This is a genomic window from Ruegeria sp. C6, from assembly GCF_056537625.1.
The window spans coordinates 496,505-515,249 of the sequence record NZ_JBQFRW010000002.1 but is presented as its reverse complement, the minus strand read 5'-3'; the positions used below and the strand labels follow the sequence as shown (position 1 = coordinate 515,249).

Genomic DNA, 18,745 nt, shown 5'->3' with positions numbered 1-18,745 from the left:
GAAGGCGTGACGGCACGCAACCGCGTAGGGCTGCGGCACAAGAAAGTCGGCGGTCCGAAAGTCCTTTTTCAATTTTTATAGGGCCTTCTATTCAGCCGCGTAACGCTCCATGTCGGCAAGGCGCGTGTATCCGTCCCGCGTCTGTGGTGTTTTAATGCCTAGAATATTTCCGGCGATTTGGGTCCGGAGAATCTGTGCAGTCCCGCCGCCGATAGTGAACATGCGCACATCGCGATACATCCGCTCCAGAGGTTCACGATCGCTGTAGCCGCGCGCGCCGAACATCTGCAGCGCATCGCTGACCACTTTAATAGCTATCTCGGACGCAAAAAGCTTGGCGCGGGCGGCCATGGTCATATCGGGATACTGACTGCCGTTTGGGCCACGCGATCGTGCCGCTTCATGGAGCAGCAGCCTAGCTGCATGAACTTGCGTGTCCATATCGGCCAGCATCCATTGAAGCCCCTGGAATTCTGCAAGCGGGCGCCCGAACTGTTCACGTTGAACGAGGTAGCGTTTTGCATGTTCAAGTGCCCCTGCCGCAACACCCATAGCAACTGCTCCCGCACCGACGCGTTGCGAATTGTAAGCGTTCATCAGGTCGGCAAAGCCACGCTTCAATCCTGAAGGCGGTTTGACCAGCCATTTCTCGTTGATCTCGACATTTTCGAACCGCAATTCTGCTTCGGGCATACCGCAAAGGCCCATCGTGTATTCGCGACCCACCACGGTGAACCCCTTGGGCGTATCTCCTGACATCGGGTCGGCAAACAGAATGAAACCGCCAATCCCCTGATCGACGCCTGCCTCATCGAGCACGCGGGCAAAGATCAGGTACAGCTTCGAGACCCCTCCACCAGTGATCCAATGCTTGGACCCGTTGAGGATGTATGTGCGACCCTGTTTCCGCGCGGTAGTCTGAATTTCGGTCGCGGCACTTCCCGAGTCAGGTTCGGTTATGCAGATCGCAGGCTTATCTCCTGCCAGGACATGCTGAGCACAAAAAGCCTTCTGCTCATCATTGCCGTACCCCATGACCGCACTGATGCCGCCCATGTTGCCCTCGACAACGATGCGGGCGGTCAGGGTGCAGGCTTTTGCGATCTCTTCCACCACCATGGTGACATCCAGAAAACTCGCGCCCTGCCCACCATATTTCTTGGGAATGGTCATACCCATGATGCCAGCATCGGCCAATTCGCCAACATTCTGCCAGCAATACCTGCGCGATCTGTCCCAATCTGCGGCACGTTTCTCAAATTCTGGGGCCAGTTCTTTCGCAACGTTCACAAGCGGATGCGGCATGCGTGTCCCTCGTCTCTGTTTTTTAACAGAATACGCTTGCAGTAATACAACACAATCGAATAAAATTGGATATCTAATCCAGTATACTTTAACTTATGCAGACACGTTCTCTCAGAACCCTCATACGGGTCTCGAATGTCGGCTCCTTTGCGAAAGCGGCCGAGCAGCAAAACATGACATTGTCTGCACTTTCAATGAAGATGAAGGCGCTTGAGGCGGAGCTTGGCGTCGACCTCTTTGACCGCACCGTACGACCACCGCGACTTACGCCAATCGGCCGGAGCATCGTCGAGGCATCGATCCCGCTCCTGCAGCACGAAGACAGCCTTCTCAAAATCTGTCGCCCGACGGACACGCTTGTTGGGCATTTCCGAATAGGATTTGTCACAACTGCTGCCGTTCGCTTGCTGCCGAACTTCCTGAACAACGCAAAACGTCAAGCACCGCAAGCGACCTTCTCATTCGAAACCGGCCTGTCCAAGGTTCTACAAGAAAAGGTTGTAAGCGGTCAGCTTGATGCCGCCCTTCTTACAGATGCAGAAGGTGTTCCTGACACGCTTGCGGAAGAGGTGCTTCGAGAGGAACCCTTTGCCTTTGCAGCCCATAAGAAATTGCTGAAAGACGGCCTCGCGGGTTTATTGAATGCGCAGCCCTTCTTTCACTTTATGCCCGACACCGGGATCGGAAAACTCATTGCTGGAGAGATGCTTAAGCACAAAAGACCGAAGGGTTCCGAAACCATTGTCCTTGATAACCTTGAAGCGATTATGGAATGTGTTTCGGCAGGCCTGGGATTTACGCTTCTGCCTGTCCCCGATGTTTTGCGGTACCGGTCTGACGACGTCAAAAGTATTTGTCTCCCACGATCGTCGGCTCGGAAACTTGTCCTTGCGACCGTACGCAAGGGCGCGCTGGCTGGAAGTGAGGCGATGCTTGCCTCGCTATTCTCGACGGGCGAGGCCGCCGCTGCGAGCGAACAAGACACACCTCTCCCGCACTCGCGGCTTCGGCTTGATCGACTAAGGTCTTGAAACCCTCTTTTGGGTTCACGCAAGAACGACCGGAACCGGCCTTGGATAAACCGTTTAGATGCTGCGATGCAGCCTGTCGAACTAGCCACTCGCTACGGGGGCGATGGCCGCGTTCACGGGAACTCATAAATCGCGGAACAGATCAGGCTATTGCAATTGCAAAAGGCGTGTCCGCCTCGTGCATTTCTCCAAACTGGCGCCGTGATGTCTTAAGGCGCTCTTGACCAATATTGGGATCATGTTTCCCAAGGTGGATTTGAGCCAATCTCTGCGATCAGAAAATCCATGAATACCCGAACTTTGGGGGATAATACGTTGGACTTGGGATAGATAAGCCATAGTACATTGTCTTCCGTAGCCTCAAAATCTGGCAGAATTTGCATCAACCGGCCCGATTTCAGGTGATCATACACGCTCCACAGTGCGTTCAGGGATATTCCGGCGCCGGCCAGAGTGGCGCAGACCTGGCTTTGGCCGTCGTCTATGATCAATTGACCCTTAGCCATCGCTGGGTCAAATCCGGCTTTCTCACCTGCCTTTCCCGTTAGCGTGCGCAATTGGCGATTTTGGAAAGCGATCAGGTGGTGGCTTTTCAGATCGGCAGGTGTTTTGGGTGTGCCGTATGTGTCAAGATAGTGCGGCGCAGCGCACAGTATGCGTCGGTCATCAGCCAATTTTCGGCCTTTCAGGCTGGTGTCGACAAGCGGCGCATTTCTTAGTGCAAGGTCGTAACTCCCCTCGATAAGATCGAACTGCACATCCGATAGGCGCAAATCGAGCGTCAGATCGGGGTGCTGTTGAAGAAATTTCGGCAGGATTGGAGCAATGTAGAGCTGAGCAAAGGTGCTGGGCGCAGCGAAGCGCAATGTACCGCGGATGGTCGCTGTTTGTTTGCCCAACGCCGTAAGTGCTGCCTCTTCCTGCGCAATAATCTCTCGGGCGAAGGGCAGGAAATCGGCACCTTCAACAGACAGCGACACCTTGCGCGTTGTGCGATGTAACAGTTCGGAACCCAGGCTTTGCTCCAACTTGGCAAGCTTTGCGCTCGAGACAGCTGGAGCCATGCCCAAAGCGCGCCCCGCCGCACTGATGTTCAGCCTTTCTGCCGCCGCTACAAACAATCTCAGCGCGTCTGTATCAAGCCCCATTATATCGCAAACCCGAATTATCAATCCATGAATGGGCAGTTTATACGCAAATAGATTAGCGTTAAATCCCCTTCATGGATGCAACTCGGCATGGGAAGGAGACGCAGATGACGCGGACAGCCACTGTCAACTACCACGTTCACAAGCCCTGGCGGCAAGCCTTTGAACTAGATGCAGGCGGGATCGCTGGTAATTTGATTTCGCCCGAACTGGCCAGCACGGCTGTTGCATTGACAGATGCCCGCACCACGAGCAACACAGTTACATTCGCGTCTGATGCTGTTGAGTTCGCGCTGCTGGAAACGCAGGTACAAGATTTTACCGGCGAGGTCTGGAAACCGACATACGATGCGGAACTAACGGCAATGCTCTCGAACAAGTTAGGTGCGCGCGAGGTTGTGGTTTTTGATCACACGGTTCGGATAGATGACCCAGGAGCGACGCGCAAACCCGCGCGCAACGTCCACAGTGACTATAGCAAGGACGGAGCCGAACAGCGGCTTGTCGATCTTTTGGGTGCCGAGGCCGCAGCCGAGTGGGCGCGCGGTCACTATGCTTTTGTTAATGTGTGGCGCCCTGTGGATCATCCTATCAACTCAGCACCCCTGGGCTTTGTTCGCCCGTCATCAGTTGAACCGTCTGATTGGATTTTGCTGGACCTGATCTATCCCGACCGCAATGGGCAAATAATGGGGCTGGTAGGAAACCCCAGGCATGAATGGATTTATCAATCGAAGATGACGCCGGATGAGGTCGCGATCTTCAACATCTATGACAATCAAGGTGCTCCGTCGATCGCGCATAGTGCGCTTGATATGGTCGAAGATTCAAACATCAACACCATTCGCAAAAGCATCGAGAGCCGCACCTTGGTGCGCTATTAAAGGAGAGCCGGATATGTTGGATAAAATGCAGCCTGCTGATTTTGCCCAAATCAACGTGGCCTATAACCGGGTATTTCGACCGGGACAGCTGAGCGTTGGCCTTGTGTTGCCACTCGAAGCATATGCAGTCGGTGCAGAGCCGACGCTTCGGGATCATCTGGAAGCGGCTCGGAAAGCGGAGAACCTCGGGTTTGTATCACTTTGGCTGCGCGACGTGCCATTCAACGTTCCAAACTTTGGTGATGCAGGACAGATTTTCGATCCATTTGTCTATCTGGGTGCGCTTGCTGCGGTAACGGACCGAATTGCCCTTGGAACGGCGAGCGTGATCCTGCCATTGCGCCACCCCGCTCATGTAGCCAAGGCGGCGGCGAGCGCGGATGTGCTCTCGGGCGGACGGTTGCTCTTGGGTGTAGCCTCCGGGGACCGGCCTGAGGAGTATCCGGCTATGAACCAGAGCTATGATGACCGCGGGGCACGTTTCCGCGACAGCTTTGATTATATCCGCGCCGTTGGATTGGACTATCCCGAGCGTGAAAGTGCACAGGGTACGCTGTCTGGCGGGATTGACCTGCTGCCAAAGCCGCATGGGACCCGCCTGCCGATGATTATTACGGGTGGTAGCCAGCAATCCCCCGATTGGGTGGCGCAGAACGGCGATGGTTGGATGACCTATCCGCGCAATGCGACTGCCCAAAGGCAGGTTATTGCGGACTATCGGAGGCGCGGGAAGGAAGCGGGCCAGCCAGACAAGCCTGTCATGCAATCCCTGTATATCGATGTCGTTGCCGATCACGCCGCACCACCGCGCCCGATCCATCTTGGGTTTCAGTCTGGTACCGATTTCCTGCGTAGCTATCTAGGTGAAATAGAAACGCTTGGGGTCAATCACGTTGCACTGAACCTACGGTTCAATCAAGCGCCCATCGATACGACCCTCGAACACTTGGCGGATACCGTACTGCCCGACTTTTCCTAAAGGATCAGATCAATGACCAAGACTATACTCATTACAGGTTCAACCGACGGCATTGGTTTGCTCACGGCAAAGAAGCTGGCCGCCGATGGACACAAAGTACTTCTGCATGGACGCAGTACCTCCAAATTGGACAGCGCTGCCACCGACGTCGGCGGCGATGTCGAAACTTATACCGCTGATTTGAGCGATCTGTCCGCAGTGCGAGAACTGGCTGAAAGCGTAAAGGCCAAACATGACAAACTGGACGTGTTGATCAACAATGCAGGTGTGCTGAAAGCTCCGCAAACTGTGCTTGCGAATGGGCAGGACATCCGCTTTGTCGTCAACACACTCGCACCCTATTTGCTCACAGAATTGCTGATGCCCATCATTCCCGCCGACGGGCGCGTCGTGAACCTGTCATCGGCAGCGCAGGCCCCGGTGAATATAAATGCACTGGTGGGCAGTGTTCCGCTGGCTGATATGGAGGCTTATGCGCAAAGCAAGCTGGCGATCACCATCTGGACCCGGGAATGGGCCAAATCTCTGTCCGATGCACCCGTCATGGTCGCGGTAAATCCGGGATCGCTGTTGGCCTCAAAGATGGTGAAAGAAGGATTCGGCCTAGCCGGGAACGATATGAACATCGGCGCTGATATCCTGATTGACGCAGCATTGGGTGATCGGTTCGCTGATGCGTCAGGTGCCTATTTTGACAATGACAGCGGTGCCTTCGCGAATCCACATGCCGCAGCACTGGACAAAGCACATGTTGCCGACGTCATGAACTCGATCAGAGGTTTGATTAACCAGACCAACTGACCCGCGCTGCACTAAATCCAGACGCGCTTCCAACTTTAACCTCCCTTACCCCTCGCGTGTGCCGCGTCGAGGCCCAAGAAAGGACTGTCTGATGAAATATGAGAACTTTCAAACCTTTGACGTTGCTGTTGAAAACGGCATCGCAACAGTCACATTCAACTTTGGCACCGTAAACGTGCAAGGCCAGGAAATGCTGGCCGACCTCAACAGTCTGGCCATGCGGCTAGAGCGAGACCGCGAAACCAAGGTCGTGATCTTTCAGTCCGCCAACCCGGAAATCTGGGTCTGCCACTACGATACCGAGCTGCTCAAGGATATGTCGACTGAGGCCGTATCCCGGGAGGACGCACAGCTTTTGGACCTTCAATCGGTCTGCGAGCGGATCAGCAAGGTGCCACAAGCCACCATCGCAAAGCTGGAAGGGTTCGCACGTGGTGGCGGACACGAGTTGGCGTTGGCGCTCGACATGCGATTTGCGGCGCGGGGTAAGTACAAGTTCATGCAGATGGAAGTTGGAATGGGCATCCTGCCTTGCGGCGGCGGTGCTTCGCGCATGGCACGTCAAACCGGCCTTGGAAAAGCGCTTGAGATCATCCTGAGCGCACAAGACTACGATGCGGATGATGCAGAACGTCTGGGCACCATAAACAAGGCTTTGGAGCCAGATGAGATTGGCCCGTATGTGACAGCGCTCGCCGAGCGGATCGCAAAATTCCCGGCAGAGTCGATCAATGCCTGCAAGCAGATGGTCTATGAATCCATTGACAAACCAATTGATGAAGCGCTGAAGGCCGAAGCCTATTGGCTGTATCAGGCCACAAGCAAAACCCCGGCGGTCAAACGGTTCACCATCGCGGATGAACAGGGTCTGGAACACGACATCGAAAACCAGCGCAAGTGGGGCGATCTGGTTATGCAGGTTCAGGATATCAACTGATCCGTCCTCCAACACAATGATCACGTCAGGCGTGCGCTGTTCAAAGCCGCGCCTGACACTTCGTCAAAAAAAGGAATATCCCAATGAAAGCAATGGTTCTGAACGCCTACGGACCCGATGCACCGTTCGAGCTTGTAGAAATGCCTGACCCGGTCGCAACGTCTGGGCATGTAGTCGTCAAAGTGGCCGCGGCCAGCGTCAATACCGTCGATACAATGATCCGAAGCATGGGCGCGGATCTACCTCTGTCCCCCAATTTGCCCGCGATCCTTGGCATGGATTTTGCTGGCACAATCACAGCCGTTGGCGAAGGTGTTATAGGTTTTTCCATAGGCGATGAGGTGTATGGCTGCGCCGGTGGTTTGATGGACCTCCCTGGTTCGCTAGCCGAGTACATCAATGCGGATGCCCGCCTGATTGCACACAAACCCAAGACGCTGAGCATGCGAGAGGCCGCGGCGCTGCCTCTCGTAGGCATCACCGCCTACGAAGGATTGACCCGCGCCGGTGTCGGCGAAGGGCAGACCGTTCTGGTTCAAGGCGGTGCCGGTGGCGTTGGTCATGTTGCCGTTCAAGTTGCGCGCCACTTTGGCGCAACCGTTTCGGCAACAGGTCGCGGAGCAGATCAGTTAGCCCTGATCGAGGGTCTCGGTGCGCGCCCGTTGGATTTCACAACCCAAAAGGTCGAGGACTACGTGGCCGAACACACTGATGGCGTGGGCTTCGATGTGGTGTTTGATAGCGTGGGTGGGCCTAACATGACGAACTCGTTCGAAGCGGCCAAGCTCAATGGCCAAGTCGCCTCAACCGTCGCGATGGTCGAGATTGATCTGACACCTGTGCATTTCAAAGGTCTGTCTCTGCACGTCGTCTTCATGCTGATCCCGATGATGCATGATGTCGGGCGTCAATCCCATGGTGACATCCTGAAAACTCTGGCGGAAATGGCGGACGCGGGCCAACTCAAACCAATTGTTGACGAACAGAGGTTTGGGTGGACCAATGTCGATGCAGCCTATGAGCACCTGACAAACGGAGCGGCGGTCGGAAAAGTTGTTGTAGAGCTGTGAACGGAACCAGTCGGGATTGGTGCGCAGAGATATAATTGCGCACCATTCCAGTATGGCCTGATATTGATATCGACCATCAGTACTCAGCCAAGCTGAATGCAAGTTGCAGCTCAGATTGCTATGAACTCAAAGCACTGGTCGGAGCTGACGCAGCACATGGATCCCCTCCGCTGCTGGCGATACTAACTGATACCGCCATTGCGGTTTCCAGTCCCAAGCACCTTTACTTCCAGCCAGTGGAAACCAAATGCGATCACGCCCGCGACGAGAATATAGAATACGGCCAACAGGATGAGCGGTTCGTAAATAATGAAAGTGTCGGAGCGCACACGTGAAGACACGGCGTAAATGTCGACGACAGTGATCGTCGCAACCAATGGAGTTGCTTTGAGTTGCAATATGGTTTCACCGCCCAATGTCGGCAGGACGTTGCGGATAGCCTGCGGCAACCAGATACGGCGAAACATGGTGAAACGTGGCATGCCAAATGCCTTGGCTGCCTCAAGCTGACCCTTGGCGACCCCTTTGAAGGCACCGCGCATCACCTCTCCTTCGTAGCCGGCATAGGACAACGTCAGCGCCAGCACTGCATAAGGCCAGGCCTGCCGCAAATAGGGCCACAACTCGGAAGAGCGTATCCAGGGGAACTGCGGAAACAAAGACCCAAGCCCATAATACAATAACCAGAGTTGCAGCAGCAGCGGTGTGCCGCGGATGATAGTGCAAAATGCCTTGGCAGGGGCGGCAAGATACCAAGGCCCAACCGCCTGTGCCAATCCAAGTGGAACGGCGAGTAGGAAACCCAAAACTACGGTGACCACCAACAGCCAGATTGTCGTCCAAATGCCCTGAAGGGCGAGCGGCGCATATTTCGGGATCCAGTCCCACTGAAGAGAGACGGCGCACCAGACAACGATTCCAGCGAATATCAGCATCATCACAATGCGATGTGGTTGCATCAACGATCTGAAATCAATCATCTGCCCCCTCCTTTAAGGGAGGGTTGGCCGCGACGCGCCCATTTCTCAATCCGAGCGAAGATGCCGCCCGAACACAGCGTTACCATGAGATAAAGAAATCCCGCTGCCAGAAAGAAAGTAAAATAGGCGCGTGTACTGCTTGCAGCCTGGCGGGTTTCCAGTGTCAGCTCGTTGAAACCCACAACAGCGAGCAACGCGGTATCTTTGGTTGCAATCAGCCACAGGTTGGCAAGACCTGGCACGGCGAAGCTCATCATGGCCGGGATTGTCACGCGGCGCATGGTCATAAAGGCGGGCATACCGTAGGATTTGGCGGCTTCGATCTGACCGGGCGGAACCGCCTGAATTGCGCCGCGCAAAATCTCGGTCGCGTAAGCGCCCTGGACAACACCCAGCACCCATATGCCTGCGCCAACACCACTGACCTCAACCCGACCCCCGCCCATTGCGGAGGAGATTTTGTTTATGATGTCAGATCCCACGTAATACAGGATCAGGATCAGGACCAGCTCGGGCACGGCCCGGATCACCGTCGTGTAGATGGCGAGAAGATCGCGCGTGACCTTCCCGCCGTAGAGTTTGCCGTAAGCTCCGAACAATCCGATCACGAGACCGAGGGCGTAAGCGCCGAAAGCAATCTGCAATGAGTGGGACAATCCGCGCAGCAGATTGCCCCCCCATCCCGGCGGCGAGAGCGACAAAAGCTCTGCGCTCTGCGCCAATCCAAGTGAATCCAACAGTCCGTTCACGGCAGCGGCTTAGTAAATGCTGGCCGAGAAATAGTTCGATGTGATCTTCTCGTGCGTGCCATCGGCAAGAATTGCAGCGATGCCTTTGTTCAGCGCCTCACGCAGGTCATCTTGCCCTTTGCGCACGCCAGCCCCAACGCCGCGTCCCAGAATAGCGGGATCATCAGCAACGGCGCCTTTGATTTCGCAGCAGGCGCCCGCATCCGAGTTTACAAAGTCGGCCATGGCGATGCTGTCTGCTTGAGTTGCATCAATACGGCCTGCGAACAGGTCCTGATTGGCCTCATCCTGTGTCTGATAAACCCGCAGTTCAGCATCCTTGAAATATTCCTGCGCATAGGCCTGGTGGATGGTCGAAGCCTGGATGCCGACAACTTTACCCGCCAGCGACTCGGGTGTCGCTTCGATATCCATCGATTTGTCCGCAACGATTACAGCGGGTGTGTTGTAGTAAGGATCGCTGAAATCAATGGTTTTCAGCCGCTCCTCGGTGATCGACATTGAGGCCATGATGGCGTCGATTTGCTGCCCGGTCAGCGATGGGATGATACCATCCCAGGCTACAGGCGTTATAACACAGTCCAGTTCGGCAGCGGCACAGACAGCATTGATAACATCGATCTCCCATCCAACCCAGTTGCCTGAGCTGTCAAGCGAAGCGAATGGTGGATAAGGTTCAGCCGCGATACCGATCTTGACCTCTTCGGCACTGGCGACACCAACTGAAAGGATGGCGGCGGCAACTCCGGACGCAAGCAGTTTCTTAAGGTTCATTTTGTTACTCCCTTTTGGTTCATTAGTTTGTTTTGACTGAATCAGGCGACCGAGCTGAGGAACTGCCTCAACCGCTCTGATTTTGGATTACCGAAGACCTCGGCAGGTGGACCCTGCTCTTCAATGCGGCCTTCGAAAAGATAGACAACGTGGCTGGCAACTTCGCGCGCAAATTTCATTTCATGGGTGACGAGCAGCATGGTGCGTCCTTCACCAGCGAGATCACGGATCACGTTCAAAACTTCGCCGACCAACTCGGGGTCCAGCGCCGATGTGGGCTCATCGAAAAGCATCACCGAAGGATCTACGGCAAGCGCACGGGCAATGGCGGCGCGTTGTTGCTGACCGCCAGATAGATAGGCCGGAAAGGTGTCGGCCTTGTCACCAAGCCCTACCCTTTTCAACAGGTCGTGCGCCCGCGAGATAGCCTCTGCCTTTGGCACCTTAAGGACATGTATCGGCACTTCGATCACGTTCTCCAGAAGCGTGCGATGCGTCCACAGATTGAACTGCTGAAAAACCATTGCCAGCCGCGTTCGGATACGCTCGATCTGGCGGCGGTTCGCGGGGCTACCATCGGCGTGCATTTCAACCAATTCACCGCCTATGGTGATTTTTCCCGAGCTCGGCGTTTCCAAGAAGTTGATACAGCGCAGCATGGTGGATTTTCCCGAGCCTGACCCCCCGATGATTGCGACAACGTCCCCCTTGTTGGCGGTCAGGGAGACACCCTTCAGGACCTCTAGCGCACCAAAGGATTTGTGCAGGTCCTCAATCTTTATCGCCTCAATGGACGCAGTGGCTTCGGGTGTGGGTGATGCTGCTTCGGCTGTGTCCATATCCAACAATCTTCTGATTTCAGCTTGCAGTAAGCCTCGAATCTCGCAATTATGCAAGTGTATAATAACTCCATGCCATGGATGACACTGACGTGCAGGACGACAGCCGCAAATTTAAACGTGAGTCTGCTGAGTTTCGGCGCGAGGCGCTGATATTGGCGACTTTGGACCTGATCGCCGAGATGGGCGTCCGCGGTGCCACGGTGCGTGAGATTGCAGCCCGCGCGAACGTGACCCAAGGGTTGATCCGTCATTATTTCTCTTCAAAAGAAGAGTTGGTTCAAGCGGCGTATGAGCACCACATGAATACGCTAACCGATCAGACAGCAGCTTCGTCAGGAATGGGAAGCGCGGTATCTCAGTTGACCAACTTCGTTGACGCGTCGCTACGACCACCAATCGTTGATCCAAGCGCCGTGGCGTTGTGGGCCAGCTTTCTTAACAAGGTGCAACATGATTCAAAAATGCAGCGCATTCACCAGCAGACCTATAACTATTTCCGGGGTCACCTCGAGGAGCTGATCGTCGCCGCATTGCAGGAAACCGGACGTTCAGTCGCTGCGACGGAGGCAACGCAACTGGCCATCGCTTGCAACGCGGTAATCGACGGCCTTTGGCTGGAAGGCGGTGCGCTTCCGGACGCGTTTTCCGAAGGGCAACTGGCGCAGATCGGCTTGGACTCGGTAAGCGCCATCTTAGCGATACCATTGAACAAAGAGGCGGAGCAGCCATGAAGACCACATCTGTGACTGAGCGTTTAGCGGGGTTGGGTGGTGCCAAATGGGGTGTACACCTGAAAGCACGCGACCTTATCAAAGCCGGAGTGGATATCGTCGAAATGACGATTGGAGAACCGGATGTGCCCGTGCCAGCCGCATTGGTAGAAGCCACCGTAACCTCCTTGCGGGCACAACGGACAGGGTATTCCAACGGGCGCGGTGAAGCCGGGCTGCTTGACGCGCTTGCTGCTCGCTATTCAGCCTCTCGTGGGCGGCCCTTCGGACCCGAGAACTTTTTGTGCTTTCCCGGGACGCAAACCGCCCTTTTCGCAGTGATGTCCGGGATTGCAGAGGCCGGAGACGAAGTTTTGGTTGGTGATCCGATGTACGCGACATACGAAGGAGTCGTGCGTGCATCCGGGGCGGATATGGTGCCTGTGCCGCTTCGGCCAGAGCACGGGTTTCGCATGCAAGCCGAAGATATTGCTGCACGCATCACTCCACGCAGCCGCGCCATTCTTCTGACAACGCCACACAACCCGACAGGTGCAATTCTGACTACCGCGGAAATTGCCGAAATCGGGCAGCTCGCCATGGCGCACGATTTATGGATCATCTCGGACGAGGTCTATGAAGAACTGATCTTTGACGAGGCCGAATTTGCTTCACCATTGGCAGACCCGAAACTGGCGGATCGTGTCATAGGTGTATCATCCATCTCGAAATCACATGCTGCCCCAGGGTTTCGTAGCGGTTGGTGTGTCGGACCAGCAGCGTTTTGTGAAGCGCTGCTGCCGTATTCCGAAACAATGCTCTTTGGCAATCAGCCCTTCATCGCGGACATGACCGAAAAGGCAATCCGCGACGGGTCCGAGGTTGCCCCCGGCATGGCCGCTCGCTTCTCTGGCCGCGCCACCCTGCTGGCCGATCGTCTTGAAGCAGAAACGGATATGACGGTTCATCGCCCAGAGGCGGGAATGTTCGCCCTCATCAACGTTTCTGCCACCGGGTTTGATGGCGAAGATTATGCGTGGGATCTGTTGCAGGCCGGGGTGGCTGTCATGCCAGGGTCCGCCTTTGGCAACGGTCTGAAAGACTGGGTCCGGGTCGCGCTGACGATTAGTGACGCCGATTTTGCCAAAGCGGTTTCTCGCATCATTGATCACGCCAACAGCAAATCACGCGAGGTTGCATGAGCGGAATGACAATCGGTGAAGCTTTGGTTGCCAAGCTTCGCCAAAGAGATGTGACCTGCGTCTTCGGAATTCCGGGCGTTCACACGGTCGAACTTTACCGCGGTCTTGCGGCTTCGGGCATTCGTCATATCACGCCCAGGCATGAACAGGGTGCTGGTTTCATGGCTGATGGCTACGCGCGTGTTTCGGGGAAACCGGGTGTGACCTTTGTGATCACCGGCCCCGGATTGACCAACACCTTGACACCGATGGCGCAGGCGCGCGCTGATTCAATTCCGATGTTGGTGGTCTCTGGTGTCAATAAAACCGCTTCACTTGGCAAGGGCTTGGGACATCTACATGAATTGCCAGACCAACTGGGGCTGGCCAGAACAGTTGCGTTGGTGTCAGAACAAGTTCCCGACTCCAACGCTCTGGACCCGGTCTTGGACCGTGTTTTTCACGACCTTACCAACGGTCGCCCAGGGCCGGTGCATATAGAGGTCCCGTTGGATGTAGCAGCAGAAAAATATCAAAAAACACCAGTCGAGACGCTCAATCCAGCACCCCCGGTCAATCCAGACTTAATCTCACAAGCGGCAAGGCAACTGGCTGAAGCAAATAGAGTTGTCATTCTGGCGGGTGGTGGCGCGAAAAAAGCGGAAACCGATTTACAGACATTGGCTGAAACTCTCGATGCCCCCGTCGTGCAAACCGTCAACGCACGGGGCCTGATGCACGGACATCCACTGACCGTTCCGGCCAGCCCCAGCCTCAAAGCAGTACGCGAGCTGATAGAAAGCGCTGATTGCGTTTTGGCTTTGGGAACCGAATTGGGGCCAACCGACTATGACATGTACGCCACCGAACAATTTGCAGGAAGGTCAGGCCTGATCCGGGTGGATCGCTGCAGCGATCAACTGGCGCGACATGAGGCAGCGCTTACCATTCAAGGTGACGTCAATTTGGTTGTACCGGCGCTGTTTGGGGCATTGTCCAATGAGGCAAAGCAAGACGACGGTGCCGAACGCGCCAGCAAAACACGCCGCGCCGCCTGGGAGGAAATTGGTCCGGACTATCGCCATCAGGTCGAAATCCTGAACGCCATTCGCTCGGCAGTTCCGAATGCATTGATGGTCGGAGACTCAACCCAACCAATTTATGCCGGCAATCTTTTCTACGACCACGACCGGGCCGGAGGTTGGTTCAACGCAGCAACGGGATATGGCGCGCTCGGCTACGGGATACCCGCTGCCATCGGCGCGTCGATCGCCGATCCGACAGCAAGGGCGATCTGCATTGTCGGCGATGGAGGTGCACAGTTTTCATTGCCTGAAATCATGGCCGCAGCAGATGAAAACCTGCCGGTCACCTTCGTGATCTGGAACAATCATGGATATCAGGAAATTGCCGCGTCGATGCGGGATGTGGGTGTGACCGTCATAGGTTGTGATCCTTCGCCCCCGAATTTTTCTGCATCAGCCAAGTCTTTTGGCATTCCATTCACCAAGGTTCCGGCCGAACCACAGGCTGTCGCGCAGGCGTTGCGCGAAACTGTCGCTTTAGATGGGCCTGCAATGATCGAAGTCATCGCTCCGAAATGTGAACCTCAGAAAGATTGAAACATGTCAGACCCGACCTTTGAGTTCTCCCGCGCAATCACCCGCCGCCCGGCTGCGACCATTGCCGGCGGTTTGCGTGCAAAGGATATTGGAAACCCCGATTTCGAAGGGATGATGGCGGCACATAAGGCTTACGTGGCTGCACTGAAAAGCACCGGGGCTGAAGTAATCGAACTTGATCCCCTCGACGCGTTCCCCGACGCGCAGTTTGTCGAGGATACGGCCCTTTGCCTGCCGCAAGGCGCTGTGCTGATGCGGCCAGGCGCACCATCGCGGATGGGTGAGGTGGCAGAAATGGCGCCAAATCTTCGCGCTTGCTACGAGACGGTTCTGGAAATCAACGGCCCCGGCCATATCGAGGGCGGAGATATTCTTGTAACCGGTCGCGAAATTTTGGTGGGCAGATCAGACCGCACGGACGCTGAAGGTGTCGCCGAGCTGTCTAAAATCACCTCCGCGTGGGGCCACAAACTGCGCGAAGTGTTTACACCGGAAGGCGTTTTGCACTTCAAGACAGATTGTTCACTGATGGATGCCGAAACAATCCTGTCTACCCGAAGACTTGATGCATCAGGCTGCTTTGAGGGCTACCGAGTGCTTCATGTTGCTGATGGGGAAGAAGCTGCTGCCAACGCGATCCGCTTCAACAATCTGGTGCTGATGGCCGCAGGCTTCTCGCGCACAGCAGACATGTTGGATCGTGAAGGGTATGAGATCGTAGAAATTGACAACACCGATTGCGCCAAGCTGGATGGCGGCATGTCATGTCTCTCGCTAAGACTTTGAAGGGTTATTCACCAACTTTTGGTTATCGGCGGTCTTTTAGTTGGCGAATGAATATCAAGCCGCGCGCTATCTGCGACGGCCGGGGCCGTTCTATGAATCTGTTCATCGCGGCAGGACAAGTCAGCTATGCATATCCGCATCTATGATGGCGCGGATCCGTTGCAAATCCTCAAGTTCGATGCCGGTGATCTCGTCATAAAGGTCGCGAAACTCGGGCTCATCCATCAAAAACTCAATCTTAGCCTGGTGCCAGGCAACAGCTTTTTCGTGTAGCCGCGCAATCTGGGGAATGGCTATCAACGCTTCCATCGCCACTGACAATCTGGCCAAGTTGCGTTGGATAGTGACGTCCCGATACTGGTTCCAATCCATCCGTATCCAGTAGTTGCGCCCGACAGTGCGATCCACATGCAGGGCCCGTCCACGCTGGCGCTTGACCAAGAAAGACTGCGCAGATCTTAGTGCGTAGTGGTTTAGCTGGACCAGCTCATAGCCGATGGTCTTGATATCGGACCTCCAGCCATTCTTTGCCACTTTGTGCGTGATATCCTGACCCGATCCATTGACCCATAGCACCTGTTCGGCTTTTGCTTCTTTAAGCTTATTGGGCCGGTGACAGCTTAGTTTACGATAGGCGCGAATATTCCTGGTGGCGGTCTTGAAGCCCCAAGCGGTATGCGGTTTGGGCAGATACGACGCAGCGCATCGGTCAAATTGCGCCAGGACCGGCCTGTCCTCGTAGGTCTTTATTCCGGCTGACCCAAATTGCCGCCAGGTCATTGCAATATTGCTGACCCCCTCAGGCAGGCGCTTATAAAGTTCCGGCAGTGTCCCGTTACCAAAGCGGATGTTGATAAACTCATCCACATCAATATGGATAACCCAATCGGCACGTTTGACCACCTTGAGCTTTGCAGACTGGTTCAGAGCCCACTGTTGCGGGGAATTGCCCTTCCATTTGTTGTTGTCGACATGCGTGACCAGACCGGTTTTGGCCAGCGCATCCAGCATCAGATCCGTGCCATCCTCGCAGCCATTGGTATAGATAACAAAGTGATGCACACCGATCGATTGGTGGTATGCAATCCATTCCAATAGGAAAGGGCCTTCGTTTTTCATGCAACCGATCAGCACCGTGCCGCTGGTACCCTCTGGCGGCCTTAGGTCCACCGGCACCGTGTCACCCATGGGTTGACTTTCGTCAAAACTTGTCAGGTCATTGCGCGGCAAGAAGCGACGGGCAAATGGCAGCACTTCTTTTGGAGTGAATTCTTCTTTTGCAGAGGAGGCCAGGGTAGAGAATGCAGGAGGCTGTGCAGTCAGATCATCTGGCCGTTCAATCCGGTTAACTATCGCATCGGCACCAAATTGTGTGGCCCAAATTCTGGCGCGATCAGATCCTGAATCAAGATCAGTCAAAATCAGGATGTCGGCCGCCAATTGCCCCAAAACTTCGTGGACTCGACCAACAGAGACTTCCGTGGTGAGGTTTTCTGCTAGCCCTGGCATGGCCAAAAGCATGAACCGCGGTCGCTCATTAGCAATCGCACTGGCGAGTGCGGGCAAAAAATCGGGCGGCTCGGCCTTTGCACGTCTTCGCCGTGTAATCTGCGCAAACGTAACCAGTTGCTGCTGCAAATCCGCATTATCGATACTCAAAACAGACGCAACCCCATTGGCTTGGCGCGCCTGATCCCGAGCTGTGTCGCGTATATCCAGGATTAGCTGCATTAGTCAGCGGGCTCTTGATGGATGGGAACCAGCTGGTCGCCAAGGGCTTTTTCCAGTTTTCGGATGGTTCGCCGCCGCTGCCGCCAGAACATTTCTTCCCAGGCCAGATCAGGTGAGACAAATCCTGCATCGGCAAGCATTTTATGCAATCTGGACATGTCAAGCTCTCCAAGTGAATGGCGGTTGGGGCGACCGCGCGAAGCCAATACCCAATCAGTGCGAATGGCATTGGCGACTAAAGGCTCTTGCCCGCAAAAGGCCGCTAGCTGAGCTGAGATATTGTGATGCACCGAAGAAGTGCGGCGCGGGATCATTGCAACCTGCTGATCTGGACGGCCTACCAGAGCAAAAAGATGCAGTGCCGACCCGTCTAGTGCAACGATCTGACGGGCGGCTTTGTAACGCGCGATCTGCTTTTCCATCGGGTGTTGTTCCGGATAGAAAATCTCGTAACCGTTCTGGCGCAAATTCTCTTCGAGAAACTCTTCTCCGATAACGCCACCCCGCCGTATTCCAAGACCTGCGCGCGAGATATAAAGCCGCTCCGGCCCATCAGGGGGAACGTCGGCGCCAAAATTTTGATGGATCAAGGCACGATATTCAGGCGTTCCCGCCACAATCGGGCCCAGCCCAAACCCCTGACCGGGCACCTGCAGATGTTCTACCTGAGTTGGCTCGGTCACCACTTTGATTGGCAGATCAATACCCAGAAGCGCAAAAAAATTATGCTGCATGGGGCGTGTTTCACCCCCATTGGCGGGTCGCTTGGGGGTAAAGAGGACCCCATCAATATCCTTCGCGATTGCCGGCAGCGGCCAAAGACGTGCGGTGCTTTCAGCCAGGAAATGACCAAAGTGTACCCATAACAGCCCGGCATAAAGCCAGCGACCCGACAATTGCGGCAAAGGGTCTGTTGGCGATACCGGTTGGGTGGTCATGGCACGCTTTCCCCGCCAAAGCGCCCCATGCGCGCAATATTCCCGGTCTTCAGTCAGAACACCGGCTTCCTGCACCGTATCGGAGACTGCGGGCGGAACCACGATAGCCCGCTCAAGTGCAACAAGTTCACGTGACCATCCTTGATCAGGCTGAGGAGGTTGGTTCAGATCATTATCGTTAAGCGTAGACATCTTTGTTCACACCCGGTCAGAGCGACCGGGTCGACAAAGACATGCTTTTAGTCGGTCTTCTGGTGTTAAAGGCCGGGATAGATGA

At 55.2% G+C, this 18,745-nt stretch carries 18 protein-coding genes; 10 read left to right on the top strand and 8 right to left on the bottom strand.

Annotation, left to right across the window (positions count from 1 at the left end; genetic code table 11):
- Positions 1-87 precede the first annotated feature (87 nt).
- On the bottom strand, positions 88-1,305 hold the full coding sequence (acdA, locus tag ACR0MJ_RS09935) for a 3-sulfinopropanoyl-CoA desulfinase (protein WP_480760853.1): 1,218 nt from the start codon (positions 1,303-1,305) through the stop codon (positions 88-90).
- Positions 1,306-1,400: 95 nt separating this feature from the next.
- Between acdA and ACR0MJ_RS09930 the strand changes: the two genes are divergently transcribed.
- Complete coding sequence (locus ACR0MJ_RS09930; RefSeq protein ID WP_480760852.1) at positions 1,401-2,336, top strand: LysR family transcriptional regulator; 936 nt, start codon at positions 1,401-1,403, stop codon at positions 2,334-2,336.
- 236 nt (positions 2,337-2,572) lie between these two features.
- Here the strand turns inward: ACR0MJ_RS09930 and ACR0MJ_RS09925 are convergent, their stop codons facing one another.
- Positions 2,573-3,484, bottom strand: coding sequence for a LysR family transcriptional regulator (locus tag ACR0MJ_RS09925; protein ID WP_480760851.1), 912 nt, complete (start codon positions 3,482-3,484; stop codon positions 2,573-2,575).
- Between the two features lie 107 nt (positions 3,485-3,591).
- On the opposite strand from ACR0MJ_RS09925, the gene ACR0MJ_RS09920 reads away from it, so the two are divergent.
- The 5 genes from ACR0MJ_RS09920 to ACR0MJ_RS09900 all read left to right on the top strand — a co-directional run bounded on the left by ACR0MJ_RS09920 (position 3,592) and on the right by ACR0MJ_RS09900 (position 8,155).
- Positions 3,592-4,368 carry a CmcJ/NvfI family oxidoreductase gene (locus ACR0MJ_RS09920; protein WP_170407536.1) on the top strand — a complete coding sequence of 259 codons (777 nt, stop codon included), beginning with the start codon at positions 3,592-3,594 and terminating at the stop codon, positions 4,366-4,368.
- A 13-nt stretch (positions 4,369-4,381) separates the two neighbouring features.
- Positions 4,382-5,347, top strand: a complete 966-nt coding sequence (locus ACR0MJ_RS09915; protein WP_480760850.1) for an LLM class oxidoreductase — start codon at positions 4,382-4,384, stop codon at positions 5,345-5,347.
- Between the two features lie 12 nt (positions 5,348-5,359).
- Complete coding sequence (locus tag ACR0MJ_RS09910; RefSeq protein ID WP_480760849.1) at positions 5,360-6,148, top strand: SDR family NAD(P)-dependent oxidoreductase; 789 nt, start codon at positions 5,360-5,362, stop codon at positions 6,146-6,148.
- Positions 6,149-6,239: 91 nt separating this feature from the next.
- A complete protein-coding gene (locus ACR0MJ_RS09905; protein WP_170394211.1) occupies positions 6,240-7,085 on the top strand; it encodes an enoyl-CoA hydratase/isomerase family protein in 846 nt (281 codons plus the stop codon).
- An 83-nt stretch (positions 7,086-7,168) separates the two neighbouring features.
- The gene (locus ACR0MJ_RS09900) at positions 7,169-8,155 is read left to right on the top strand and encodes a zinc-dependent alcohol dehydrogenase family protein (protein ID WP_480760848.1); all 987 of its coding nucleotides are present in this window, start codon (positions 7,169-7,171) and stop codon (positions 8,153-8,155) included.
- A gap of 182 nt (positions 8,156-8,337) precedes the next feature.
- Here ACR0MJ_RS09900 and ACR0MJ_RS09895 read toward each other — a convergent pair whose 3' ends face one another.
- The 4 genes from ACR0MJ_RS09895 to ACR0MJ_RS09880 are packed head-to-tail and all read right to left on the bottom strand — an operon-like array spanning position 8,338 to position 11,497.
- Positions 8,338-9,135: an ABC transporter permease gene (locus ACR0MJ_RS09895; RefSeq protein WP_170625582.1), complete on the bottom strand. Its 798-nt coding sequence runs from the start codon at positions 9,133-9,135 to the stop codon at positions 8,338-8,340.
- Positions 9,132-9,884 carry an ABC transporter permease gene (locus ACR0MJ_RS09890; protein WP_480760847.1) on the bottom strand — a complete coding sequence of 251 codons (753 nt, stop codon included), beginning with the start codon at positions 9,882-9,884 and terminating at the stop codon, positions 9,132-9,134. Before ACR0MJ_RS09890 ends, ACR0MJ_RS09895 begins: the two co-directional genes overlap by 4 nt.
- Before the next feature lie 9 nt (positions 9,885-9,893).
- Positions 9,894-10,658: a transporter substrate-binding domain-containing protein gene (locus ACR0MJ_RS09885; protein WP_170394204.1), complete on the bottom strand. Its 765-nt coding sequence runs from the start codon at positions 10,656-10,658 to the stop codon at positions 9,894-9,896.
- A gap of 41 nt (positions 10,659-10,699) precedes the next feature.
- Positions 10,700-11,497 (bottom strand): ATP-binding cassette domain-containing protein, encoded by a 798-nt coding sequence (locus tag ACR0MJ_RS09880; RefSeq protein ID WP_170407522.1) that lies wholly within the window; start codon positions 11,495-11,497, stop codon positions 10,700-10,702.
- Positions 11,498-11,574: 77 nt separating this feature from the next.
- Here ACR0MJ_RS09880 and ACR0MJ_RS09875 point away from each other — a divergent pair, with 77 nt between their 5' ends.
- From ACR0MJ_RS09875 to ACR0MJ_RS09860, 4 genes are read left to right on the top strand one after another with little or no spacing between them, the layout of a single operon-like run.
- Complete coding sequence (locus ACR0MJ_RS09875) at positions 11,575-12,231, top strand: TetR/AcrR family transcriptional regulator (RefSeq protein ID WP_480760846.1); 657 nt, start codon at positions 11,575-11,577, stop codon at positions 12,229-12,231.
- Complete coding sequence (locus ACR0MJ_RS09870) at positions 12,228-13,412, top strand: pyridoxal phosphate-dependent aminotransferase (protein WP_480760845.1); 1,185 nt, start codon at positions 12,228-12,230, stop codon at positions 13,410-13,412. The genes ACR0MJ_RS09875 and ACR0MJ_RS09870 overlap by 4 nt, the downstream gene beginning before the upstream one ends.
- Entirely contained in the window at positions 13,409-15,013 is a 1,605-nt protein-coding gene (locus ACR0MJ_RS09865) for a 5-guanidino-2-oxopentanoate decarboxylase (protein ID WP_480760844.1), read from the top strand. Before ACR0MJ_RS09870 ends, ACR0MJ_RS09865 begins: the two co-directional genes overlap by 4 nt.
- A gap of 3 nt (positions 15,014-15,016) precedes the next feature.
- The gene (locus tag ACR0MJ_RS09860) at positions 15,017-15,799 is read left to right on the top strand and encodes an arginine deiminase family protein (RefSeq protein ID WP_170663437.1); all 783 of its coding nucleotides are present in this window, start codon (positions 15,017-15,019) and stop codon (positions 15,797-15,799) included.
- Positions 15,800-15,919: 120 nt separating this feature from the next.
- On the opposite strand, the gene ACR0MJ_RS09855 is transcribed toward ACR0MJ_RS09860, so the two are convergent.
- Together ACR0MJ_RS09855 and ACR0MJ_RS09850 are read right to left on the bottom strand one after the other, a co-directional pair.
- Positions 15,920-17,530, bottom strand: coding sequence for a glycosyltransferase family 2 protein (locus ACR0MJ_RS09855; protein ID WP_480760843.1), 1,611 nt, complete (start codon positions 17,528-17,530; stop codon positions 15,920-15,922).
- On the bottom strand, positions 17,530-18,660 hold the full coding sequence (locus tag ACR0MJ_RS09850; RefSeq protein WP_170625588.1) for a glycosyltransferase family 61 protein: 1,131 nt from the start codon (positions 18,658-18,660) through the stop codon (positions 17,530-17,532). The genes ACR0MJ_RS09855 and ACR0MJ_RS09850 overlap by 1 nt, the downstream gene beginning before the upstream one ends.
- Positions 18,661-18,745: the final 85 nt, after the last annotated feature.